General features: G+C 39.4%; 24 protein-coding genes and 2 pseudogenes. 8 read left to right on the top strand and 18 right to left on the bottom strand.

Annotated features, from left to right (window positions below; translation table 11 throughout):
* A pseudogene (istB, locus tag HHA43_RS07210) lies at positions 1 to 228 on the top strand (IS21-like element ISAba8 family helper ATPase IstB); the annotation flags it as partial.
* Between the two features lie 75 nt (positions 229 to 303).
* Positions 304 to 702 (top strand): annotated as a pseudogene (locus tag HHA43_RS07205) (triacylglycerol lipase); the annotation flags it as partial.
* A 67-nt stretch (positions 703 to 769) separates the two neighbouring features.
* Here the strand turns inward: HHA43_RS07205 and rplS are convergent.
* From rplS to ispH, 12 genes are all read right to left on the bottom strand, one after another.
* The gene (rplS, locus tag HHA43_RS07200; protein ID WP_004974529.1) at positions 770 to 1,141 is read right to left on the bottom strand and encodes a 50S ribosomal protein L19; all 372 of its coding nucleotides are present in this window, start codon (positions 1,139 to 1,141) and stop codon (positions 770 to 772) included.
* Between the two features lie 206 nt (positions 1,142 to 1,347).
* Positions 1,348 to 2,088 carry a tRNA (guanosine(37)-N1)-methyltransferase TrmD gene (gene trmD / locus HHA43_RS07195; protein ID WP_168542248.1) on the bottom strand — a complete coding sequence of 247 codons (741 nt, stop codon included), beginning with the start codon at positions 2,086 to 2,088 and terminating at the stop codon, positions 1,348 to 1,350.
* A gap of 42 nt (positions 2,089 to 2,130) precedes the next feature.
* Positions 2,131 to 2,679 (bottom strand): ribosome maturation factor RimM, encoded by a 549-nt coding sequence (rimM, locus tag HHA43_RS07190; RefSeq protein WP_004974527.1) that lies wholly within the window; start codon positions 2,677 to 2,679, stop codon positions 2,131 to 2,133.
* Between the two features lie 30 nt (positions 2,680 to 2,709).
* Positions 2,710 to 2,967: a 30S ribosomal protein S16 gene (gene rpsP / locus HHA43_RS07185; protein ID WP_004281198.1), complete on the bottom strand. Its 258-nt coding sequence runs from the start codon at positions 2,965 to 2,967 to the stop codon at positions 2,710 to 2,712.
* Positions 2,968 to 3,105: 138 nt separating this feature from the next.
* Positions 3,106 to 3,588 (bottom strand): type IV pilin protein, encoded by a 483-nt coding sequence (locus HHA43_RS07180; RefSeq protein ID WP_168542246.1) that lies wholly within the window; start codon positions 3,586 to 3,588, stop codon positions 3,106 to 3,108.
* Entirely contained in the window at positions 3,576 to 4,037 is a 462-nt protein-coding gene (locus HHA43_RS07175) for a type IV pilin protein (RefSeq protein WP_216076199.1), read from the bottom strand. The genes HHA43_RS07180 and HHA43_RS07175 overlap by 13 nt, the downstream gene beginning before the upstream one ends.
* 11 nt (positions 4,038 to 4,048) lie before the next feature.
* A complete protein-coding gene (locus HHA43_RS07170; RefSeq protein ID WP_168542242.1) occupies positions 4,049 to 7,615 on the bottom strand; it encodes a pilus assembly protein in 3,567 nt (1,188 codons plus the stop codon).
* A 10-nt stretch (positions 7,616 to 7,625) separates the two neighbouring features.
* Positions 7,626 to 8,423 (bottom strand): PilX N-terminal domain-containing pilus assembly protein, encoded by a 798-nt coding sequence (locus HHA43_RS07165; RefSeq protein ID WP_168542240.1) that lies wholly within the window; start codon positions 8,421 to 8,423, stop codon positions 7,626 to 7,628.
* The gene (locus HHA43_RS07160; RefSeq protein ID WP_168542256.1) at positions 8,423 to 9,334 is read right to left on the bottom strand and encodes a prepilin-type N-terminal cleavage/methylation domain-containing protein; all 912 of its coding nucleotides are present in this window, start codon (positions 9,332 to 9,334) and stop codon (positions 8,423 to 8,425) included. Before HHA43_RS07160 ends, HHA43_RS07165 begins: the two co-directional genes overlap by 1 nt.
* Positions 9,331 to 9,876 (bottom strand): type IV pilus modification protein PilV, encoded by a 546-nt coding sequence (gene pilV, locus HHA43_RS07155; RefSeq protein ID WP_168542238.1) that lies wholly within the window; start codon positions 9,874 to 9,876, stop codon positions 9,331 to 9,333. The genes HHA43_RS07160 and pilV overlap by 4 nt, the downstream gene beginning before the upstream one ends.
* Positions 9,873 to 10,307, bottom strand: coding sequence for a pilus assembly FimT family protein (locus tag HHA43_RS07150; protein WP_168542236.1), 435 nt, complete (start codon positions 10,305 to 10,307; stop codon positions 9,873 to 9,875). Before HHA43_RS07150 ends, pilV begins: the two co-directional genes overlap by 4 nt.
* A 163-nt stretch (positions 10,308 to 10,470) precedes the next feature.
* Positions 10,471 to 11,421, bottom strand: coding sequence for a 4-hydroxy-3-methylbut-2-enyl diphosphate reductase (gene ispH, locus HHA43_RS07145; RefSeq protein ID WP_168542234.1), 951 nt, complete (start codon positions 11,419 to 11,421; stop codon positions 10,471 to 10,473).
* A gap of 135 nt (positions 11,422 to 11,556) precedes the next feature.
* Here ispH and gmk point away from each other — a divergent pair, with 135 nt between their 5' ends.
* The 6 genes from gmk (at position 11,557) to bfr (ending at position 16,445) form a co-directional block, all read left to right on the top strand.
* Positions 11,557 to 12,180: a guanylate kinase gene (gene gmk, locus HHA43_RS07140; protein ID WP_004974513.1), complete on the top strand. Its 624-nt coding sequence runs from the start codon at positions 11,557 to 11,559 to the stop codon at positions 12,178 to 12,180.
* 76 nt (positions 12,181 to 12,256) lie between these two features.
* The gene (rpoZ, locus tag HHA43_RS07135) at positions 12,257 to 12,538 is read left to right on the top strand and encodes a DNA-directed RNA polymerase subunit omega (RefSeq protein ID WP_004809957.1); all 282 of its coding nucleotides are present in this window, start codon (positions 12,257 to 12,259) and stop codon (positions 12,536 to 12,538) included.
* 222 nt (positions 12,539 to 12,760) lie between these two features.
* Positions 12,761 to 14,863, top strand: coding sequence for a RelA/SpoT family protein (locus HHA43_RS07130; protein WP_168542232.1), 2,103 nt, complete (start codon positions 12,761 to 12,763; stop codon positions 14,861 to 14,863).
* A 121-nt stretch (positions 14,864 to 14,984) separates the two neighbouring features.
* A complete protein-coding gene (locus HHA43_RS07125) occupies positions 14,985 to 15,368 on the top strand; it encodes a RidA family protein (RefSeq protein WP_168542230.1) in 384 nt (127 codons plus the stop codon).
* A gap of 170 nt (positions 15,369 to 15,538) precedes the next feature.
* A complete protein-coding gene (locus HHA43_RS07120) occupies positions 15,539 to 15,733 on the top strand; it encodes a bacterioferritin-associated ferredoxin (protein ID WP_004974511.1) in 195 nt (64 codons plus the stop codon).
* 247 nt (positions 15,734 to 15,980) lie between these two features.
* Complete coding sequence (gene bfr, locus HHA43_RS07115) at positions 15,981 to 16,445, top strand: heteropolymeric bacterioferritin subunit Bfr (RefSeq protein WP_168542228.1); 465 nt, start codon at positions 15,981 to 15,983, stop codon at positions 16,443 to 16,445.
* A gap of 167 nt (positions 16,446 to 16,612) precedes the next feature.
* Here the strand turns inward: bfr and HHA43_RS07110 are convergent, their stop codons facing one another.
* The 6 genes from HHA43_RS07110 to HHA43_RS07085 all read right to left on the bottom strand — a co-directional run bounded on the left by HHA43_RS07110 (position 16,613) and on the right by HHA43_RS07085 (position 22,150).
* Positions 16,613 to 16,861 carry a type II toxin-antitoxin system RelE/ParE family toxin gene (locus tag HHA43_RS07110; RefSeq protein WP_228284165.1) on the bottom strand — a complete coding sequence of 83 codons (249 nt, stop codon included), beginning with the start codon at positions 16,859 to 16,861 and terminating at the stop codon, positions 16,613 to 16,615.
* 38 nt (positions 16,862 to 16,899) lie between these two features.
* Positions 16,900 to 17,142, bottom strand: a complete 243-nt coding sequence (locus HHA43_RS07105; RefSeq protein ID WP_004974509.1) for a type II toxin-antitoxin system ParD family antitoxin — start codon at positions 17,140 to 17,142, stop codon at positions 16,900 to 16,902.
* Positions 17,143 to 17,360: 218 nt separating this feature from the next.
* Positions 17,361 to 18,992, bottom strand: coding sequence for a PglL family O-oligosaccharyltransferase (locus HHA43_RS07100; protein WP_168542226.1), 1,632 nt, complete (start codon positions 18,990 to 18,992; stop codon positions 17,361 to 17,363).
* A gap of 152 nt (positions 18,993 to 19,144) precedes the next feature.
* Positions 19,145 to 19,879 (bottom strand): TfpX/TfpZ family type IV pilin accessory protein, encoded by a 735-nt coding sequence (gene tfpZ / locus HHA43_RS07095; protein ID WP_168542254.1) that lies wholly within the window; start codon positions 19,877 to 19,879, stop codon positions 19,145 to 19,147.
* A 6-nt stretch (positions 19,880 to 19,885) separates the two neighbouring features.
* Positions 19,886 to 21,511, bottom strand: coding sequence for an O-antigen ligase family protein (locus tag HHA43_RS07090; protein WP_228284164.1), 1,626 nt, complete (start codon positions 21,509 to 21,511; stop codon positions 19,886 to 19,888).
* An 81-nt stretch (positions 21,512 to 21,592) separates the two neighbouring features.
* Complete coding sequence (locus HHA43_RS07085; protein WP_168542222.1) at positions 21,593 to 22,150, bottom strand: pilin; 558 nt, start codon at positions 22,148 to 22,150, stop codon at positions 21,593 to 21,595.
* Between the last annotated feature and the right edge of the window lie 190 nt (positions 22,151 to 22,340).

Genomic DNA, 22,340 nt, shown 5'->3' with positions numbered 1-22,340 from the left:
AATCTGTTCTTTAACGTGATTGCCAAGCGTTATGAAAAAGGCAGTACGATATTGACGAGTAACTTACCCTTTAGCCAGTGGTCCAAATCCTTTGCAGATGATGTCACGTTGACCGCTGCGATGTTAGATCGGTTATTGCATCACTGTCATGTGGTACAAATATCGGGTGAGAGTTATCGTTTGAAGGATAAAAAAAGAATTGGGATTCAGCCCCAGGTTGAAATTTAATACGAGATCAAAGGGGTCAATTTTACTTTGCCATTTGTAAGGTGAAAGGGGTCAATTTTAGAATGCCGTTGACAACATGATTCGTTGGCGAGTGCAAAAAGCTTAACTTTGGCTGGTTCTGCACAATTTAACAGCAAATTCCCAATGGGTATGCCAACGACAAGTTGTGGTGAGGGCGCTTATCAAGAAAAAGGCATCCAGTTCTATTCATTTACGGGCAATACGGCTGTCACTAATTTACTTGATCCAGACTCAGCCATGTTGGCGACCAGTTTGTTGATTGATAATGGTCGTGATAATGATGGTTTGGTATCACGCTGCAGCGCCAAATTTGGTAAAACCATTCGTGATAACTACTATTGGAACCACTTGGACGAAGTCAATCAACTCTTGGGCATGAAAGATATTTTTGCACCAGATCCTGTTGATGTGTATCGTCAACATGCCAATCGCTTAAAACTACAAGGTTTATAAACTCAAATAGCAGACATAAAAAATGCGCCTAGACGGCGCATTTTTTAGCTGTAAAGCAAAGTTAAAATTAACCTTGTTTACGTGCTGGTAATTTCTCACGAATACGTGCAGCTTTACCAGACAATTCGCGTAGGTAGTAAAGTTTAGCACGACGAACGTCACCACGACGTTTCACTTCGATTTTCGCAACGATTGGAGAGTGAGTTTGGAAAACACGCTCAACACCAACACCGCTAGAAATTTTACGTACTGTGAACGCAGAGTTCAAACCACGGTTTTTCTTCGCAATTACAACACCTTCAAATGCTTGAAGACGTTCACGATCACCTTCTTTTACTTTTACTTGAACGATAACTGTATCGCCTGGTGCAAAAGCTGGGATGTCTTGCTTAAGCTGTGCATTCTCAACAGCTTGTACTAAAGGATGCTTACCACTCATGGGGTATCTCCAATATGTGTGGGTCAGAAGAGGTCTGATTTCCACTGGGTATAGAGGCTAAAGCGCATAGACCCGATTGACTTTCCCTTTATGCCTGACCGCTTCAATGCATAAAGAGCCTATTTAAGTACTTAATTTACATTAAGCAGTTTAGTTTGCTCGAAGCATAGCTTCTCGCCTTGCGCTCGGGTAAAGCAATGCTTTACTCACCCTCGCTCATCTTTTAGCCATTTTTTTTGCTGCTTGCTCAACTCAACTTTTTCAATCAACTCAGGTCGACGCTCTAAAGTCCGTTGATAACGCTGCAAAAACCGCCATTTTTCAATATTGGCATGGTGTCCCGACTTTAGTACTTCAGGGACATCCAAACCTTCAAAATGGTCTGGCTTGGTATATTGTGGGCAATCTAAAAGACCATCCACAAATGAGTCTTGCACATGAGATTGCTCATCAGACATAGCACCTGGAAGTCTCCGGATAATACTGTCTAACAACACCATCGCTGGTAGTTCACCGCCCGATAAAACGTAATCGCCAATCGACCATTCCTGATCGACATAATGCTGAATTAAACGCTCATCGACACCCTCATAACGACCACACAATACAATTAATCCATCATATTCAACGAATTGCTGTACTGCAGTCTCATTTAGGGTTTTGCCTTGTGGTGACATATACACCACTGGCACATGAACTGCACCCGCTTGCTGTGCAAGATTTTTGGCATGCTGGATTGCTTGCGCCAAAGGCTCTGCCATCATCACCATACCTGGACCACCACCAAATGGACGTTCATCCACCCGTTTGTAGTTGCCCTGTGCATAATCACGTGGATTAATACAATGAATTTGCATCAAGTCACGTTTTGCTGCACGTCCGCTAATACCGTAAGCTGTAATCGCTTCAAACATTTCAGGAAAAAGCGTAATGACTGCAAAAAACACCGCAGACTCCTCTATTTTCCTGCTCTGCGAATCCTGAAAGGATTAATAATCTACGCCCCAATTCACGTAGATGCGACCCGCTTCGAGATCAACGCGTTGTACCACATCTTTATGCCATGGAATCATACGCTCTTCGCCATCGACGCTATCGGCAGTTGCGCGAACCACCATCACGTCATTGGCACCTGTTTCAAACAGTTCATGGATTTGACCGAGGTTCACTTCTTGTTCGTCATCGTCCAGACCTAACACTGTTAGACCTTTTAAATCAGACCAATAATACTCGTCCACGCCCGGTTGAGGCAGTTGCGCTTTTGAAATCCAGATATTTGCGCCAACCAAGTTGTCTGCTGCGGTGCGATCACTCACACCTTTTAAGCTGACTACCAAGCCTTTGCCATGTGGTTTCCAACGTTTTACATCAACCATTTGCCAACCTGCTTTGGTTTCAATGTACCAAGGCAGGTAGTCAAATATGTTGCTCATAGGTTCTGTGTTGGAATAGACCCAGAGCCACCCATTTAATCCATAAGCTGAACGTAGCTGTCCAATCTGAATACGATCTTCGGGCACATTCTGTGTTGGTGTCATGGGCAAGCTACTACCTAATTTATATAAAAATTATGCAGCAACTGCAGCTTTCTTAGCTTGAGCAGCTAGAGAAGCAACACGATCAGAAGGTTGAGCACCTTGAGAAACCCAGTGAGCAAAACGGTCAGCATCTAAACGAAGTTTTTCTGCTTTACCTTGAGCTGTAGGGTTGAAGAAACCGATACGTTCGATGAAACGACCGTCACGTGCATTACGGCTATCAGTCACAATGATTTGATAGAACGGACGTTTTTTAGCACCACCGCGTGCAAGACGAATAACAACCATGATAGAACCTTATAGTTTTTACGGATTATCCTTGTACCGACCATCGATACAGCTCAAACCCCTTTCATAGAGGGCAGTATTTTACTTGAACTTTGCCCTGAATGAAAGATCAAAAAGTGTTTATCCACAATTTTGAATTTAGCGACCGTCCCATCTAGAATCATTACTTAAAGACCCAATACAATTTCCTGTAGTCGCTGCTGTGGACCAATAGCGATAGCCTTGATAGTCAATACACATTGCACCATTGCCGCGCTGTGATTTTGTACTTACAGGATCAGCAATTAATACCCAACGAGTATAATTCGGAATATCTTTTCCATCTTTTTTTTCTATTGGAAATTCCAAACTCAAGTTATATAAACCATTTTCTGATGTCCCTGACACCCCTAAATCACTAAGATCAATTGTAGTAGTGGCAGTCTTTTTATAATGAAAATTCGCAATTTTATAGCGGTTAATCTTACTAATAACTTCCATGAGTTCTGCTTGAGTATCTACTCTATTCACCTTCACTTTATAATTCTGATAAGATGGCATAGCAATTGCAGCCAAAATACCGATGATTGCAACAACGATCATTAATTCAATGAGTGTAAAACCATTTCTTAGTCTGTCCATGCAGCTTCTCCACTACAGCCAGGATCAATCGTACTACCTTGTTCTTTTTTACACTTTAACCCCGTACTCGTCATGACAAATTGCTGCAATTTTGGATAACTAGCACTTGGGGTTGCAAGAATTACCCAATTTCTACCTGTAGCAGTTGTATCTGTCAGTGCTTTTGTTGGTGCATCACTATCTTTAACACTAAACGTATATTTAGCATTGGTAGAAGTCGGATAATAATCCATTCCACTTTCTACAGAATAATTCAAATAATTGAACTGACGTGCCTTATATTTCTCCAGTTCAGTCGCAATCTGCTGTATCCGCTGTTGAGCTACTGCTTCATCAGAACGGCGTACAAAACTTTGATAACTTGGAAAAGCGATTGCAGCGATGATGGCAATCACCATCACTACAATCATCAATTCAATGAGCGTAAAACCATGCTTGATTTTTTGCATATTACATCTCATTAATTTCGTTCATACCAGCTTTGTGGAACCAATTTTGGTCCACTGCCATAAACAGTATTTAGAATTTTATTTGTAGATGGTGAACGGCTATTAACTGGAGCCACGATACTACGTGATGTATTTTTACCATCGGTACCACCACCTATAGTAACACCCAAAATACCCTTACCTAATGACATTGTATTATTCTCTACAGTATCACCTGCTGGACACTGTCCGTATGGCATACAGAAACGATGGGCACGACTTGAACCATAGATACCAGCTCCACAACTTTCCTCAAGACCAACACCTTCTGCATCAAAAGTACTGACATACAAGTCACTATCTAAAAGAATCAGATCGCCCTGAACTTTTTCAACAGCTTTACTAGTAATAGTTGCAACCGAAGATGTAAATGGATAATACCAACCTTTATATGTTGTACTTTCATTATAAGCTGTTGTTGCGGTTGCACCTGATGTGCCGGCTACACGCTCCTTATTCGTCACCTCAAACAAGTTTGACTTAATGGCACTGTTTGGCCCCAATGTCGATGTACTTGGATCTGCATCCATGACTGCTAAATCATAAATATTATAGATCGCATCTTTTTCTAAATTAGCATTTGTTGTCGCTGTTTCACCTGTCAAAAGATAGGTTTTAACACCTGCATCATTTGTACTTAGAACTTTTCCTAATAGTGGATTACTTCTGTTTCCTGAACCAATCGAAACAACCGCAAACTTACCTGTACCTGCTGTATTTTTATATATACTAAATCCAGGCGTTTCATAGAAACGTGGACTATACCCGTTGGCTTTATTCAAATTTAGCAGTCGCGTTATTTTTTTAGAAAAATTCGCTGTTGTTGTAGATACACCATGCTGATTATCAAGATCAATACGGAATACTTGCCCTCCTAAATCACCAAAGTATAAATGGTCAATATCTCCATCACCCTCACGATCAATCCCTTTAATTTGACTTACAATACTATATTTCAACTTATCCTTGTCACCACCAGAAGAGTCATAAGTTGACCAGAGCGGCTCTCCAGTATTTGCATCAAACATGAATACACCAGCTCCGATCCCTTTACCAGTACCTGTTGCTGTATTTTGAGTATTCGACTCAGCATCTTGGACATATTTAAATGATTCATAGCCAGGATCATAACCACCTCCCACAAACATCACAAGACGACGCTTGCCTTTCCATTGTACATTCGCAATCAAAGGTTTCGACCAGCTTTGTCCCATTTTTGCTAAGTCTGTATTTGTATAGGTATTGCTAACCGAATACACGGTTGATGCAGCTGGATCAATTCGGAACTTAATACTTGGTTTATCAATATTAGTAAGATCTAAAGCATAATAGCTTCTACCGCCCATGCGCATACCACCATAGACCCACTGTTTGCCTTTTTTAGTATCAGATATATAAACTTTAAATTTATCATTATCAACATCGTATACATATTCAGTATGGGAAGTCCATGGTGCGTCAATACCATAGTATAATTCGTTCATACCTGCTTCGGTTTCTGTATTTTTTTGTGCTAATAAAGCTTGGGGTTGATTTGACAAGGTTTCTTGTGGCACAAAAGTAAATACCTCCTCACCACCAACATAAGTTCCAACAGTGGCCTCCGATTCATAGGTATCACTTTCACGACCTGCTTTTACAACATGTAAGGTACCTTGAGTCGTACCAAATAAAATATAGTCATCACGATCTACTGTCGTATTTTCTTTTTTTGTTGCATCGTATGTGATTTTACCTGTTTGTGTCAGTAGTAACGGTGTTGAGTGCATAATAGCGCCAATACTACGCAATTCCTCTTTAGATGTTAAATTTGTATTCGTTAATGAAAACTTTGTTGTACCAGTTAATGAATTCAATAAAGTGGTGAGATCAGATTCAGTCACATCATAACCTAAAATACCTAACAGATATTTATTGTTCCCAGTCTTTATATTATTTTCTAAATACTGGGCATTTACAGTCGATATCGTGCTATTAGAGTTTGTATACACTTTACGCTGCAAAGCAGGTGTAGTATTAGCACGAAGTTTTAACTTGCTTAACATACCACCATACGCTTTTAAAGCATCAGAACCTGCAGACTGAATCCAAAAATCAAGTGTCTCTTTATCTAATTCGGCATTACTCGTCTTAAATACTTTTTTATTATTTTGTCCTTCCAATGTAGCATTAACTACTTTAAATTTTTTTATATTACCTACCCAAGCCCTATATTTTTCTGAAGGTTTTGGCTCAAACTGTGGAAAATATGCATAAGGCTGAATTGCAATCGTATTTAAAGTATCCTGAGGAATTGCTGCTGTACCCGTTGTAATTGCAGGAATAGGGACTTTAATTGAGTTAACAAAAATTTCTACACTATTTACAATATCTGAAGTATTAGAAGCACTGTACCATCCTCCATGACCTGTTACAGCCGCTTTGGCAGCTGCAAGAGTGTTCCCTGAAAAATAAGAAGCTAATGTAGTGTCTGAATATGTTTCATCAGGATCGTAAATTACCTTTTCGTTTGTTGTTTTGTCTATAAAACTAAAAGCTGAACCAAAACCCACAACTGCTGTTTTAATTTCTACTTCACTATTATTCTTCTTTTCTTGTAATTTTTGCGCCATTGTTTGTACACAAGACCATGCATTTGAACTGTCGCCTGTACACTCAGCATCAGACAATTTGTATTTAGCATCAACTTTACTGTTAAATGTCGTTTTTGCTGAACTCAAGCTATCCCCGTCTGGACTACCGTCAGTTAGATAATAAACACCATAACCTGCACACGCTGCTTCCACTTTACTTACATGATCAAGTAACCCAGCTGTAGCTTGTGCATATGCATATGAAATTGGTGTTCCCCCTATTGCACTCCAACTCTTAATTTCTGTCAACAAGCTTTCTTTATTTTCTGGCGTTAATAACAAAGGACTTTTTTTAACACTTGGTATTCCAGAACGAAATGTAGTTAGGCCCACTGATGAAATATCAGGTAGTGGATCATTGGTTGTTGCAATCTTCCCTTCATCAACTGATGAGTTACCACTAATTAAGTCAAATAAGCTTCTTACCACCATCGTAACTCTATCAGGACAACTATAAGTCATTTCTTTATAATAAACCCATTTTCCAAAAATCAAAACTCCTTCCCATTTTCGAAAGGTTTTTACCTCTTTCATACATGTTTTAGCTTCAACTTCTCGATCAAGCTTAGTTTTTAGAGTGGAGCTTAAACCATTGTAAGTTGTTTGAGAGATATAACAAAATGTGCCGTTATAATCAAAATTCTTATTATTAAATCTAGTCCGTACAACTTTCGACTCACTAGTACATGAAGTACTTGTACCTCCAAAAAAATCTCTTTGTACTGATTTGTCCTCAGATTGAGACATTGAACCAGACAGATCCAGTACAAACATGAGCGTTGCACCACCAGTTGTCGGAGCTTTATAAATTTCAATATCGCTTGCATAGCTTGTTACGGTTTGACACACCATTGCTGCACTGAGGGCAGAAAGCGTAAAAACTGCATTTTTTTTAATTTTTTTCATTTCCCCATCCTTATATCTTACTAAAGTTTTGCATCAAGGCATAACGTGCCACTTGAGTATGTGTTGGAACACCCAAGTCAGTCAGGCATTGAGAAACCGTCAACTTTGCTAAACGAATTTGTTCCTTCTCTGCATCAGTTGATTTGGGTGTAAGTTCAGCATCAAGTGCGGCGGCACGTGATTCAGGTATCGCATTAAACTGATTTTTAAAGCAATTATTGATACTGACATTCGGTACACTCTTACCCAAATCAGGAAATATGGTCGTTGCCACTACTGTATAGAGCTGCGCAGGATCTACTTTTGCACTATCTGGATCTGTACCTGTTTGCAAATGAGCAAATGCTTCTGCTTCAGTCATATCAGCAGCCTTAATTGCGATCTGTGTCATTACTGTTTTTCTTTGAGTACCAAAATAATCAGACTGCATACGACAAAAACCTAGCTCACTTAATCCCTCATTTTTGACGTTATTACCATTCCAACTGATTAGGCTAGCCTTACTAAAGGTAAAGAAGCGGGTATCTCCGGCTTTATAGCAAAATACAAGTTCTTTACCTGAGTCATGCTCCCTTGAGATATATCCAAACAGACCATTCATGGCCATATTCTTATTAATCTCTATCGGGTTTTCCACTTGGAACAATGCAGCATCTGAGTTTTGAATCATCAATTGTTGTGCTTGACCAGCTGTTGCAATACGAAGCTGTGTCGTACTTGCACGGATCGCCAAAGCACCTATAATTGTTATAGCAACCAATAAAAGTAGAACTACTATTAAAGTAACGCCACGCTGATTTTTATACACTATCGATCTCCTAGCGCATTACGTAAAGCAACTGTTTGCACCAACGGTGTTCTGAGATAACGTCGAGATTGTCCCGTTTTTAGTGTTACCTCAAAGTCACTCCATAAATTGAATCTTGGTGTTACAGGTACTGTGTTTTCTGTACTCGATTCTAGCGCTCTAGAAATCACAGCCAATTGCACAGATAAAATACGTGGTTGATCTGAGGTGGGATCTACATAATCTTCCAAAGTCATATATTTTTTCGCCCCCCCCTCCTGAACTAAAAATCTCACCTTAAATAACTCAACTCTTTTTAAAATAATTTCGCCATTGTTATAAAGTGTGGAATCTAGAGTTGCTGTAGCACCCTCTTCAGGGATGCTATACCTTCCTGCAGCACAAGCCAAAACTTTCTTTTCCTGTGCTGTAGTCTCATGATTAGCAGGGCTATTGTCTGCTCTTACAAAATATCGCTCCACAATAAATTCATTCCGTGAATCAATTTCCCCACCAGCACAATCAAATCCACCAACCTCAGCAGGACGATATTGAATAACTAATTGATCATTTTTCACTGCACCCGTACTGGTAAAGTTGCTTTCATCTTCCGTAGTTAAGGAGCTGTACTTATCATTAAAGTCTGCACGACTAGTGACCCCACTTGGCAGATTATTTTTATTAAAAATAATGCCTGACTTAGCGACATCAGGCTTTACCGTAGCCAAATTATTATTCAAATTAGCCAAGCGAATGTGAGATGTCAGATAAGAAAGGCCAAAACTTTGGTCATCCTGTAAACTATTCGCACCATTTTGTAAAACGAGATTTCTCTGTCCAGATAAAAACAATAAAGTTGCGCTAGCAGCAATAATTAAACCCAATGCCATCGCAATCATGAGTTCAATGAGCGTAAAACCAGTTTGTTTCATTGGTAAAGCTCCATAATCACACAGGTCGATTTAGTATTGTATGAAGCTCCATTTGTACAATCTGTTGTTCCTGCATCATTTGTTGCAGATGTATTTCCCCAAGCAACATATACACAATAACGCCCATTAGTTGTACTAGACGCAGATTGTTTTGGACATTGCATCAAATTCATACTCATACCTAAATTTTGAGCAAAAGTAACAATTTCATCTACGTCATAGTCTGCTAGCTCAGCACCACTACAAAATTCAATACTACAATCCTTGGAATCTTCATTATTTATTTGTTTAGAAGCATTTGACATTTCTGTAAGATAGGATGTAGGGGTTGTGCCAAATGTCCACCCCTCTCTATTGACACGGATACGTTCAGCCAGATCACGGGCAATATTAATTGCCTGTACACGCTGAGCACTTTCTGCTGTCGCCTCTAATGCCCTCATTTGTAGCATTACATATCCAAGTACACCTATTGCCAGCACAACTAAGGCAACCAATACCTCAATCAGACCAACACCTTTTTGATGATCTTTTGAAATCATGTACAAGCTCCCTTTTCAACCTTATGTATTTGTCCCAATGCTGTTAGCGTAATTTTTATTGATTCACTGTTACCCGTATTCTTACAAACTTCAATTACATCAAAGGTAGAGCGCAAAAAACCTTGTTTATCAAATTCGACTTCCGTGTCAGACGCATTTTTTAGCCGCGCTGAGCCTTCACTAATCCAGTTAAAAACAGGTGGATTATCTGTCCCAGCAACGTTTAACTTTAAAGTAACCCCTTGATGATTCAATACCGCATAAGTACGTGCTTGCTTGATCTTATCGATCAAGGCATTTGTATTTGACTTAAATTTTTGGTTTTTTATCATATTACCAAAAGAAGGCGCAGCGATCGTTGCAATAATCCCTAGTACTGCAATCGTCACCATCAACTCAATTAAGGTGAACCCGTTTTCTTTTTTTCGCATACTCCCCCCAAGACACAGACTTTGCCCTATTAAAAATAATAACCAACAACTTTACAAAACCCTCACACTTCAGGATAAAAGGCATAAAAAAGCAGATAACCGTCATGCAACAGTTATCTGCCTATTTTTCATCAATTTTTTAGAGTGTTATGTACTTCGCAGTTTAAGCCTGTATTACAGGAATACGTAACTCTTTTGGCAAACTAAAGGTAATATTTTCTTCACGGCCTGCAAGCTCTTCAGGGGCAGTTGCACCCCAATCCTGTAAGCGTTGAATCACCTGTTTAATTAAAATTTCAGGTGCAGATGCGCCCGCAGTTACACCAATTTTTGTATTTGCTTTAAACCATGCTTGGTTTAATTCATCGGCATTATCCACCAAGTAGGCTTGTTTCCCCATACGCTCTGCAAGTTCGCGTAAACGGTTAGAGTTAGATGAGTTTGGCGAACCAACCACCAACACCACATCACATTGATTGGCTAAGTCACGCACTGCATCCTGACGGTTTTGAGTGGCATAACAAATATCGTCTTTACGTGGCCCTTGAATATTCGGATATTTTTCCCGCAAGGCATCAATCACTTTGGCAGTATCATCAATCGACAAGGTGGTTTGTGTCACAAAAGCCACTTTATCTGGATGCTGAACCGTAAGTGCAGCCACATCATCTTCATCTTCTACCAAATATATTTCACCGCCATTTTTCTTGTCGTACTGACCCATCGTCCCTTCAACTTCGGGGTGTCCTTCGTGACCAATTAAAATCGCCTCTGTGCCTTCACGGGCATACTTAGTGACTTCAATATGTACTTTGGTAACCAATGGACAAGTCGCATCAAACACTTTTAAGCCACGACGCTCCGCTTCTTGCTGCACCGCTTTAGATACGCCATGTGCACTAAAAATCACGATATTGTCATCGGGCACTTCATCTAGCTCATCGACAAAAATCGCACCGCGCTGACGCAAGTCATCTACCACAAATTTATTGTGAACCACTTCGTGACGCACATAAATAGGTGGGTTAAAACACTCAAGGGCACGATTTACAATCGCAATTGCTCGGTCTACACCTGCACAAAAACCACGTGGATTCGCCAATACAATTTCCATAGAACCCTCTATGTTGAAGTTAAATAGGTGGGATGTTTTAAAATTTATGCCAACAAAAGCCATCTTGGCTATTTTGTTTAAGGGGCGTCTACTCTAAAATAGAGAAGATATTTTATCATAATCAGGAAAAATATCATGTCGGGTCTATTGTTTGTCGTTTCTGCCGCTTCAGGAACAGGCAAAACATCCCTCGTTAAAGCCCTGCTTGAGCGTGTGAATAATTTACACGTTTCAGTTTCTCACACAACACGCGGTCAGCGTCCCGGCGAACTCGATGGTGTGCATTATCACTTCACGCAAAAACAAGATTTTATCGACTTGGTAGAGCAAGGCGGTTTTATTGAATATGCAGAAGTGTTTGGCAACTATTATGGTACCGCGCAAGCCACGGTTAAAGAGCAGTTAGCCAAAGGTCACGATGTGTTACTTGAAATTGACTGGCAAGGCGCTCAGCAAGTACGCAATCTTTTTCCTGAATCGAAGCAAATTTTTATTCTTCCACCAAGTCAGTTTGATTTACGCGAGCGTTTATCTAACCGTGGCACCGATGCTGTCGATGTGATTGAGCATCGTCTAGGCTGCGCAGTTGAAGATATGCAGCAATATGTCAATTTTGACTATGTGATTATTAATGATGACTTTAATAAGGCTCTGCACGATTTAGAATCGGTGATTACGGCTAATCGTTTGGTGATGGCGCAGCAGGCACATCGTCATCAAGCCTTGATTCAAAAGTTAATTAGCCCGCCAAGCGCGTGATTAAAACTTGAGTCTATAGGCAAAGCACCTTATACTGCACAGTCTGTTTAAATTTATTATTCGAACGAGAATTCTTATGGCACGCGTTACCGTTGAAGATTGTTTAGACCATGTAGACAACCGCTTTGAGCTTGTACTAGTGGCAAGCAAGCGCGCGCGTCAATTGGCACGTCAAGGCATAGAACCTACCGTTGAGTGGGACAACGACAAACCTACCGTTGTTGCTTTACGTGAAATTGCAGAAGGTCACGTTTCTAAAGACATTTTGAAACAACGTGATCAAGATTATCAAACTTCGAGTCTTGACCTTGCACTTTCTGCAAATAATTTGAATTTAGATGGTTTTTCTTTCCAATAAGAACGACTTTCTGAAAAAGCCTAGTTTTTTACTAGGCTTTTTTGTTGTCTGAACTTTAATCTTGCGCTAAAAACCGTTATAACATAAGGATTAAGACCTAATTTTAAATGGTCTAATGACCTTATGTTTTGGTACGAAAAAAATTGACAAGTCATGCAATATGCTTTTCATTATAAGGTCTAACTGTAAATTCGTTATCACTTGTATTTTAAAGGGTGTTATATGCCAGGCGTAGAGGTTAGCCAAGCCAAACAACAGCTTCAAGCCATGATCGAACCTTACCTGAGTGTAAGTGAAGTCGAACAGGTGCTTACGGCTTGCGATTATGCCGAGCATGCGCATGATGGCGTTACCCGTAAAAGTGGTGAACCGTATGTGTTACACCCGATTGCGGTCAGTTGTATTTTGGCGCACATGCGTTTGGATGCCGACACGCTCATTGCTGCCCTATTGCATGACGTCATTGAAGATACTGACTACAGCAAAGATGACATCACAGAAAAATTTGGACGCACCGTTGCCGAACTGGTCGATGGTGTGACCAAACTTAGCCATTCCAGCGACAAGGAATACAACAAAGCCGCATCGTTCCGTAAAATTCTGCAAGCGACCTTACAGGATCCACGTGTCATTATTGTGAAACTGGCAGACCGCTATCACAACATGACCACACTAGATGCGCTGCGACCAGATAAACGTGCCCGTATTGCCCAAGAAACCTTTGATGTGTTTGTACCTATGGCACGTATCGTGGGTATGAATGAAATGGCAGATAACCTCGAACATCTGTGTTATCAAAACCTTGATTTAGATATGTATAACGATGTGCAAGCCGCCCTGTTGCACACCAAGCCAAAACGCTGCGAATACCAATCTAAATGGGAACAAAACCTTGCCGACCTGCTGCAAGACAATCAAATTGCAGGTCGTATTAAAAAGAAAAATAACAACATTGAATTATTGCGCCACTTTGTTAAAAACGATATTGATCTACAAGAACTGACCCACAGCCACGCCTTCGAAATTATTTTACAAAGCATTGCCGACTGTGACCGTTTGGCTGATATTTTACGTGACAGCTTTCAGGTCTTGCATTATGAAGATCATATTCGTCGCCCTCTGCCAGGCGGTAACCAATCACTCATGATGCGTCTAAAAGGTGAACAAACCACCTTATCACTCACCATTCAAACTGAATTGATGCGTAAAGCTGCACGTTTTGGCGTGGTCTTGGGTGAAAATGCGCCTCAAGCCTGTCGTTCTGCCATTCAAGCCTCTATGAAAAGTTTGAACGTGTTGATTGATGGAGAGTGTGCCAAAACCACATTTAGCGATTTGCTGGATTATCTGCATCAAGAGAAAATTCATGTCTATACCCCACATGGGCATTTACATGAATTACCACAAGGTGCAACGGCAGTAGATTTTGCCTATGCAGCCAGTTTGTTCTTAGGTAACCACGCAGTCGGCACAAAAATTAATGGCGAAAGCAAACCACTTTCGACGCCACTAATTAGCGGGCAAGTGGTCGAAATCATCACCGATGTTTTAGCCACACCAAACCCAGACTGGCTGAGTTTTATTAATACCCAAAAAGCCCGTCGTGCCTTACAAAACATTCTGCGCGATCAAGATATTGAAGAACAGCGTTTGGTGGGGCAGCAAGCCCTGAACCGTGCGCTAAAATTGTTTAATCACTCGATTCAAGACCTAACCGAAGCAGATTGGTTAAATGTGTTGCAATGGCGTCATATCGACTCCAAAGACCGTTTATTTGAGCAAATTGCAGTCGGTGATTTATTGCCGCAGTTGGTGGCGAACCACATTTACGCTCTCGATCAGGATAGCAGCGAACATTCTGACCGTCTAATTCAGGGCACAGAAGGCATTGACGTGAAATATGCACACTGTTGCAATCCTGTGCTGGGCGACCCGATTCAGGGCAACTTGTCACGTCGTGGTTTGATTGTGCATCGTGCGCGCTGCAACAACTTACTGCATGAGCAGCATCAACATCCTGAAAACATCATGCCACTACAATGGACTTCAGAAGATGTCGATGACGTGAGTTTTACGGCTTACCTCAGCATTGATATGGATATGAATGACGAACAAATTTCCGATTTGATCTATCAATGTCGTAAGGCCAAAACGGGAGTAGAAATGGTGCGCAGCCATGATGGTAAAACCCACGTGAATATTGTGGTGAATAACCGTAAGCAAATTGCCAAAATTATTCGTGATTTGCGTATGCACTTCGGTTTTCCACGAATTAGCCGCTTAGCGCGTCCCATCAGCATCGCAGAAGAAGCCAAAGCTTGTTAATTCAATGCGCTGCATGGTGATATTGCCGCACATTCAAGCGCTTTTGCTTAACTGACTCATCAGGCTACTGAAAGCTAGTCGGATGGTCTATGATGTTCGTACATTATTTTAGGAGAAATCAATGTCTCGCCAAGTCATCCATACTGAAAATGCACCTGCAGCAATTGGTACTTACTCTCAAGCCATTTTAGTGGGCAATACTGTTTATTTATCAGGTCAAATTGGTTTAGACCCATACAGCATGGAATTGGTAGAAGGCATTGATGCGCAAATTCGCCGCGTATTTGATAACTTAAAAGCCGTTTGCGAAGCGGCGGGAGGCTCTTTGGCCGATATTGCCAAGCTCAATATTTTCCTGACGGATTTATCACACTTCCAATTGGTCAATCAGATTATGGGTGAATATTTTGCACAACCTTACCCTGCGCGTGCAGCCTTAGGTGTTGCCAGCTTACCTAAAGGTGCTTTAGTTGAAATGGATGGCGTGGTGATTATCAATTCATAAGTCATTATCATTCAAATACTTAAAAAAAATAAACGATGCCACCTATTAAGTGGCATTTTTTAATTCAAAAACCCAATTACAATAAATGGCTTTTCAAATGATTTTTATTGACAAACGATAATAATTATCAATAATAACACTTATCTTATTTCATTATTGTGGTTGCATTCATGTACGTTTGCTTATGCCGTGGTATTACAGATCAAGACATCAAAGAAGCCGTTGCTAATGGTGCAGACAGCTATCGTGAAATTCGCGATATGTTTGACTTGGGCACCTGTTGCGGTCGCTGTGCGCCTGAAACTCGCGCCATCATTAGCGATGAAATTGCACAAATTGCGTCTCGTCTTGCCGTTGCTGCCTAAAGCTGCCGTTTTATTGCTCTCCCGCATTTCAGTATTATAATTTATACTCAGTGTTTCCTCTCCCGCTTTCGACTACAGCGGGTTTTTCTTGTCTTACATTTCTTCACACCACCTAGCTAATTGTTTTTGATTGCGATTTTCATTTGCCGTTCTATAAATCACTCGCCATTTTGCCCAGTCTTGTTTAAGATAGAAATATAGATTGCCTTAAGCGGTTTAAGGCAGAAATTGTTGATGGAGTGCTGCAATGAAAGGCAATCGTGATGTGATTAATCAACTCAACCAAGTTTTGTATCATCACCTGACTGCAATTAACCAATATTTTTTACATTCACGTATGTTTAATGATTGGGGCATTGAACAACTCGGCTCGGCTGAATATAAAGAGTCGATTCGTCAAATGAAACATGCTGACAAAATTATTGAACGTATTTTATTTTTAGAAGGGCTACCAAACTTACAACACTTGGGCAAATTGTATATCGGTCAGCATACAGTTGAAGTTTTGAACTGCGATGCGCGTAAAGTCCAAGAAAATATTGAAGCGATTCAAAAAGCGGTGGTTTTAGCAGAGCAACAATTGGACTATGTAACCCGTGATTTGGTTCAGGAAATTTTAGAGAAAGAAGAAGAATATTTAGATTGGGCAACGACACAGCTTGATTTGGTTGAAACTGTGGGTATTGAAAACTATATTCAAAGCCAACTCTAAGATTCATCTGGTTTAGATAACTCAAAAGACTGGTTTTCCAGTCTTTTGTTTTTAGAGAAGCACTTTACCTAAAATTCAGTATCTTGCCTATCTCTAATGAAGAAGCTCTCAATATCAATATATTTTACTTATGCGCATTTTAAATTCTTGGATTTATAAAAAAGTATTTATAACGCAAAAAAATGTTTCATGGGTTGCATCTGTTGATGCAATATCCGAATAATAAAAATTCCATAATCCTGTTTTTTATAAAAAATAGCATGTTGATGATGATCGTGACGGCGTATTCCCTCGCCAATATCTACACATGCATAACCAATCAGCGGTGAACTCACTAACAAATGAAAGGTATTTTCCAAATGTTGCGTGTATTGGTCAGCTTGAGCTACACCAAAAATTAAGTAAGGTGTATTCATAAATAGCAGTGAAGTCGTCGACAGCTAAATTTGATAGCTTATACACGATGCTTCTGCTTCACTTGAGCCGCAATATCTTTTAGGCTAAGTGTACTTTCTCCACTGTTCTCACCTGCTTCAATCGCTTGCTTTAAAGCTGCAGTTTGATTTTCTTGCTGCTCCAATAATCTTAGTGCAGATCGCATCACTTCACTGGTTGAACCATAACGTCCAGATTCAATCAGTTTGCTCACAAAGTTATCGAGTTGTGGGCCAATTGTTACACTTGTAGTTCTCGCCATCAGCATGCCTTATTGTTTGAATAGATCATACAATTCTAACACAACTCCCTTTATCTGAACAAAAGTTCAGCATTTCTTTAAATTTTCGCACATGAAATCAATTTTATAATGAATACCCCCTCTCTTTTTAAAGAGAAGTTGGGAGAGATTTTCAACATTGAAAATTTTCACCATATTTGGCTCACTATTTTCAAATCCCCCTCCTTGCGCTACACAAATCAGCGCGGCTTTGCCTCATCCAATAAAGTCGCATAATCTACATTGACCTGCCACAAAGTGCTTAACAACCATAATTGCTTTTTGGCTTCTGCTTCATAACCGTTAAATGCTAATACGCGTGCATATTTCAATAAATCGTAGCGGGTTGGATAATTCAACACAATTTCATGAATGTCCTGCAATTGTTCAGGCGTTTGTAGGCTATACGGATTTAATCGAATCCACGCAATGCGGCGGTTAAATTCTTCGAGTACCAAAATACGATCTTGATGGGTGATTTTTTCAGGTGTGTGTTCATAGCGCACCGACTGATTTAGTTTTGGCACCATCACTTCATAATCACGATAAATCAGCACTAGTAACAATGCACCCACCACAAAAGTGCTGCGCAAATATAGTGGAGATAAAGTAAGACCTTTCACAACGCGCTGTGACTGAATCATACCGATGATAAAACCTGCAGGCAGCAGGAAGTAGGCATAATTTTGCGGAAACTCCAGCATGGCATGTACGCTAAATGCACCGACCATTAAAATCCCCACAACCGATTCCACCGATTGGGTATATTTATGCAACTGGTAGCCCCAATAACCAAGATACGCCAAAAATGGTACGCCTAGTAACACCCCATTCCAGAGTAAAAAGTCCAAAATAAAATTGTGTGCGCTGCGAATCCACACAGGGCCTTGGACAAATTCGCTAATCGTGACATACGCCACACTGGTTTGATGCCAACCGTAGCCCCACCACGGTTGATGCTCAATCGCAGCGAGCATTTGCTGCCAAATTGCCAAGCGTGACATATCACCTGTGGCGCGCTGTACCACGTCACGAGATTGCACCGAAAGGTCTGCACTTTGTGAGAGCATTTGACTAAAAGCAGGTGCGATAAAAATCAGCCCGATAAATGCGGCAAACCACAGCAAGCTATAGCGACATTTAATCCGCATCACGCCACGGTATTGTTGATAGCTCAAATAGGTCAAGAGACACAGCGACGCCAACCATGAAGTCCGCGATTGACTCAGTACCACACCGACCAAAATCATGGCAGCAGCAATCACAATCCACACGGTTTTAAGTTTTTGTTTTTCGTATAAATATAGGCATGCCATGAGTGACATCACCAAAAAGGTCGCCATGTTATTGGGTTGGGCGAAGTTGGCATAAGGGCGCTGTCCAATTTTTATATCCACCATCATTGGCAGGTATTGATCGAGTGTGAGCCACTGGCAAATGGCCATGAGTGCGGTAATACTTCCCACGCCAAGCAGCACATAACTAAGGCCTGTAAAGATGCGTTCACGTTCGATGCTGTTTTGAGTGAGGTTATAGCCAAAAATGATTGCTAACCAAAAACTGAAGATGTACACGCTGCTGAGCAGAGCTTTGTCAAAGAAGTAGACCAAGCCAAAGCCCCACTGAATAAGTGGAACACTACACAGTGCTAGTAATGGCAGGCTGATTTCAGGTATCTGTAATTTTTCTTTTAAAAGGCAGGCTGCAAGGGCAAACAGGGCAAAAAATGCGTAGAGTTCACCTGTATAGGTGACCCATGGGCGGTAGTGAATGGGCAAAAGCCATGCAAGGGAGATGAGGATGGCAGCCAAAAATAGCAATGCAGATTTCATAAGAAAAATAGACCAAAAAACTGGCTCTATCTTATATTTTTTTAGGCAAGATGATAGTGCTTTGTGTGGCAAGTTTGATTGGAATTCTGCCAGTCTTAAAATGGGATGATCGCATGGGGAATACTTAAATTCCCCATTTTTAACTTAAGAAATTATTTCCACGGTCTTAGGTCTACTATTTTGATGATAGATGCAGATTCTTTATTGACTAAAACCACCATATCTACCACATTAGCTTTTAAAGGTAGCCACGCGTCAGCCTTTGGATATTTTGCTAAAGCTTTTTCAACGTCTGCTTTTGAGTTGTACTGTTCTAATTCCTTCAGTGGTAATGCGCGTTGTTGGATTTGGGTTTTGGCTTGCGTGAGTTCTATATAACGCTCAGGCTGCTGAGCAAGAGAGATTCCACCTAATACTTCAGTAAACATATCATCTTGACGTTGTTGTGCACTAACTGCCAATTTTACTGCAGCAAATTTTGGACCAACCGATGACACCTGTTGAAATCGAGGCTGGGCTTGATCAATATTTACTAAAATAATGTCATTCTTTCGTACTAATTCAAAACGATCCACATTATAGACTAGCCATGCAGGACGACCTTGCTCCAAACTATAAACACCATACATCAAAGCCGAGATTTGAATCAAAATAATGACCGACAAATCAAATTTTAAGGTTTTTTTATGTTCTTTATAGACAAGCAACCCAAGTAATGGACCAATAATAATATCAATAGCAAATAACATTAAAATGATATGAGTTACACCAACAGTTTTTGCAAGTGGTGTAGGATACCAACAATAAAAAATGAGTCCAAGCAACACCAGAGCAACGATAAAGGACAACGTTAGATGCTTGATAAAAAAATGTATACGCTTTGTCATAACCAATTACTTCACATTTGGGGCTGATAGATCATCTTGATTTTTTAAAAATAGTGATGCAATATCATTGCTATTTTTTGTAGGAATTTTAGATAAATCTTCAAATAAAGCATTTTTATTATACAAGGCATTTGACACCTCAAAATAATGATTTGCCTTCTCAAAATTCTCATTAAAGTAGAATATTTGTGCCATTTTAAATAAATTATAGTAGCTCGGTTGGCTAACCACGTAATACTCAAATACCTTTAATTCATCTTCTGCATACCGCTTATCAATTTTTGCAATAATAAACTCAGCTCGGTCTGCAAATTGAGAAAAAACAATTGATTTTTTATGTTGTGATTCACCTGTATTTTCCATACCAGATACATAGCCAAAGTTCGTCAACCATTGATCATATTGTTGAAATATCAAGGCATAAAATATAATTGAAAATAAAAATGTAACTTGCTTTAATTTTTCATTTATTGAGACGCTCTTACTCTTACAATCTATCAATAATATTCCAATAAAAAAACCTAAAGGGAATAAAAAATAACTATAATATAATGGATATTCAAGCTGAGCATGCACCAATATACATAGTAGCATCATAAAAATATAAAGTTCAGCTAATGTTTTAATATTACAAATAATCACCTTGATTAAGTACAAACTATAAAAAATCAAAAGAATACCGAATGGAATGCCTACCCATAGTATTAAATCAATAATAATATTGTGTGCACTTGTTGCATTACCTTCATTTTTAAATATCAGTACACCCTCTAGTTGAGCGATAGTAGTTTGATACCATCCATAACCAAACCAAGGATGTTGCATAATTGCATAGTACATATGCTTCCACATTTCTATACGAGCAAAACCACCATTGATGCGATCTTCTAAAGGAATCGGTGCAACTAATTTTAAGTATTCAGCAATTTCAGTATTAAAGGTAAAAAGAAGTACATACAATACAAGAGCTAAATAAATGAGATTTACTGTTGATCTTCTTTCAAAATTTACTTTTTTGAATACATACACAATGATTAAGAGAATGATAACAACCCATGTCGTTCTCGACTGTGTCAGGCTAAGTGCATGAATCTCTAAAATAAGCAAAGGCACACATAAAAACCATTTATATCCATAACGATCATATAAAAATACAACACTACAAATACTCATCATTAAAAGTGTTGCTAAATGGTTCGGCTGTCCTAAGTTTGCATAAGGTCGATTATGAGCTAAATTTAAAATGTAGGGATGATAGATTTGGAGCCATTGCGCAATGGCGAATAGACTACTGATCAAACCAATAAGCGTAAAAAAATATGCAATATATTGAATAATTTTATTTTTATCAGCCAAGTGATGACTGTTATAACCATAAAGAAGAGAAACCAGAAAACCAAATAAAAAACAGAAACTAAAAAAAGCAGTAGAAAAGTAATAAATCTGATTGAATAAAAATTGTATAAATGGAATTAAACAGATAAAAAAAATTGGAATAGCTAATTTTGGAATCTTAAACTGCTTTTTATAATACAAAATAACAAATAATATAAGTCCTAAAAAACTTAGTAAATCTTGTAAAGAAGATGTCCACGGGTAAGGAGATATACCTACAAAATAAGGTGCTCCCAAACAAATTAAACTAATAAAAATTATAAATATCATTGTAATTATGGAAAAGCTGACCTAAATCAGCTTTTCCATATAAAGAAATTATTGTTGATTACGACAAGAAGCTGGTAAGTATTTAGACAAAGCTGGAGCATCTGCTGCAGCAAAACCACATTCCCAAGATTTAATGGTTGCTTGTGATGCCTGAATATTAACATTTCCACCTGCTTTTGAAACTGTCTTAGTACTTAAAGGCTCACCATCAGCAGCAATAGGTGTCATAAGAATTGTTTTTGTAGCTGCACCCTTTAACTCTGAACTATTAGTTAGTAATACTGAAATTTGACCAACTGTAGCATTTGCACTAGAGACAGTAACACCTTGAACATATTTTGTTGCTGGATCACCACTTGCATTAATTACACCAGTATTATTAATATTTTGCTCACAGCCCCACCCACCAGCAGCAGGTAGCACTCCAGAATCCACAGCTTCTGTTACTGCTGTTCGACAAGATGAACCAGCTAAAATAGCTTCAGAAACTTTTGCACGAACTGTATAGTCTTGATAAGCAGGTAGCGCTACCGCAGCCAAAATACCAATAATCGCTACAACGATCATTAATTCGATTAGGGTGAAACCCTTTTGAGCAGTTTTCATAACATTCTCCACAAATGTTTTGTTAATTTTTTATAAGCTTTGTAAGCTATTTTAATCTTAGCACTAAACGTGCCAACTTTTATTATAGATAATTCTCATAAAAAAACAGCATCTTACACATAAAAAATTTAGAACTTTTAATTCGACTGTGTATTTTTGTTAAAAAGTGACAAATATTGTCAGGTGGAAA

The organism is Acinetobacter sp. A2 (genome assembly GCF_012371325.1).
Taxonomy (GTDB): Bacteria; Pseudomonadota; Gammaproteobacteria; order Pseudomonadales; family Moraxellaceae; genus Acinetobacter.
This window is presented reverse-complemented; position numbering and strand designations above follow the sequence as displayed.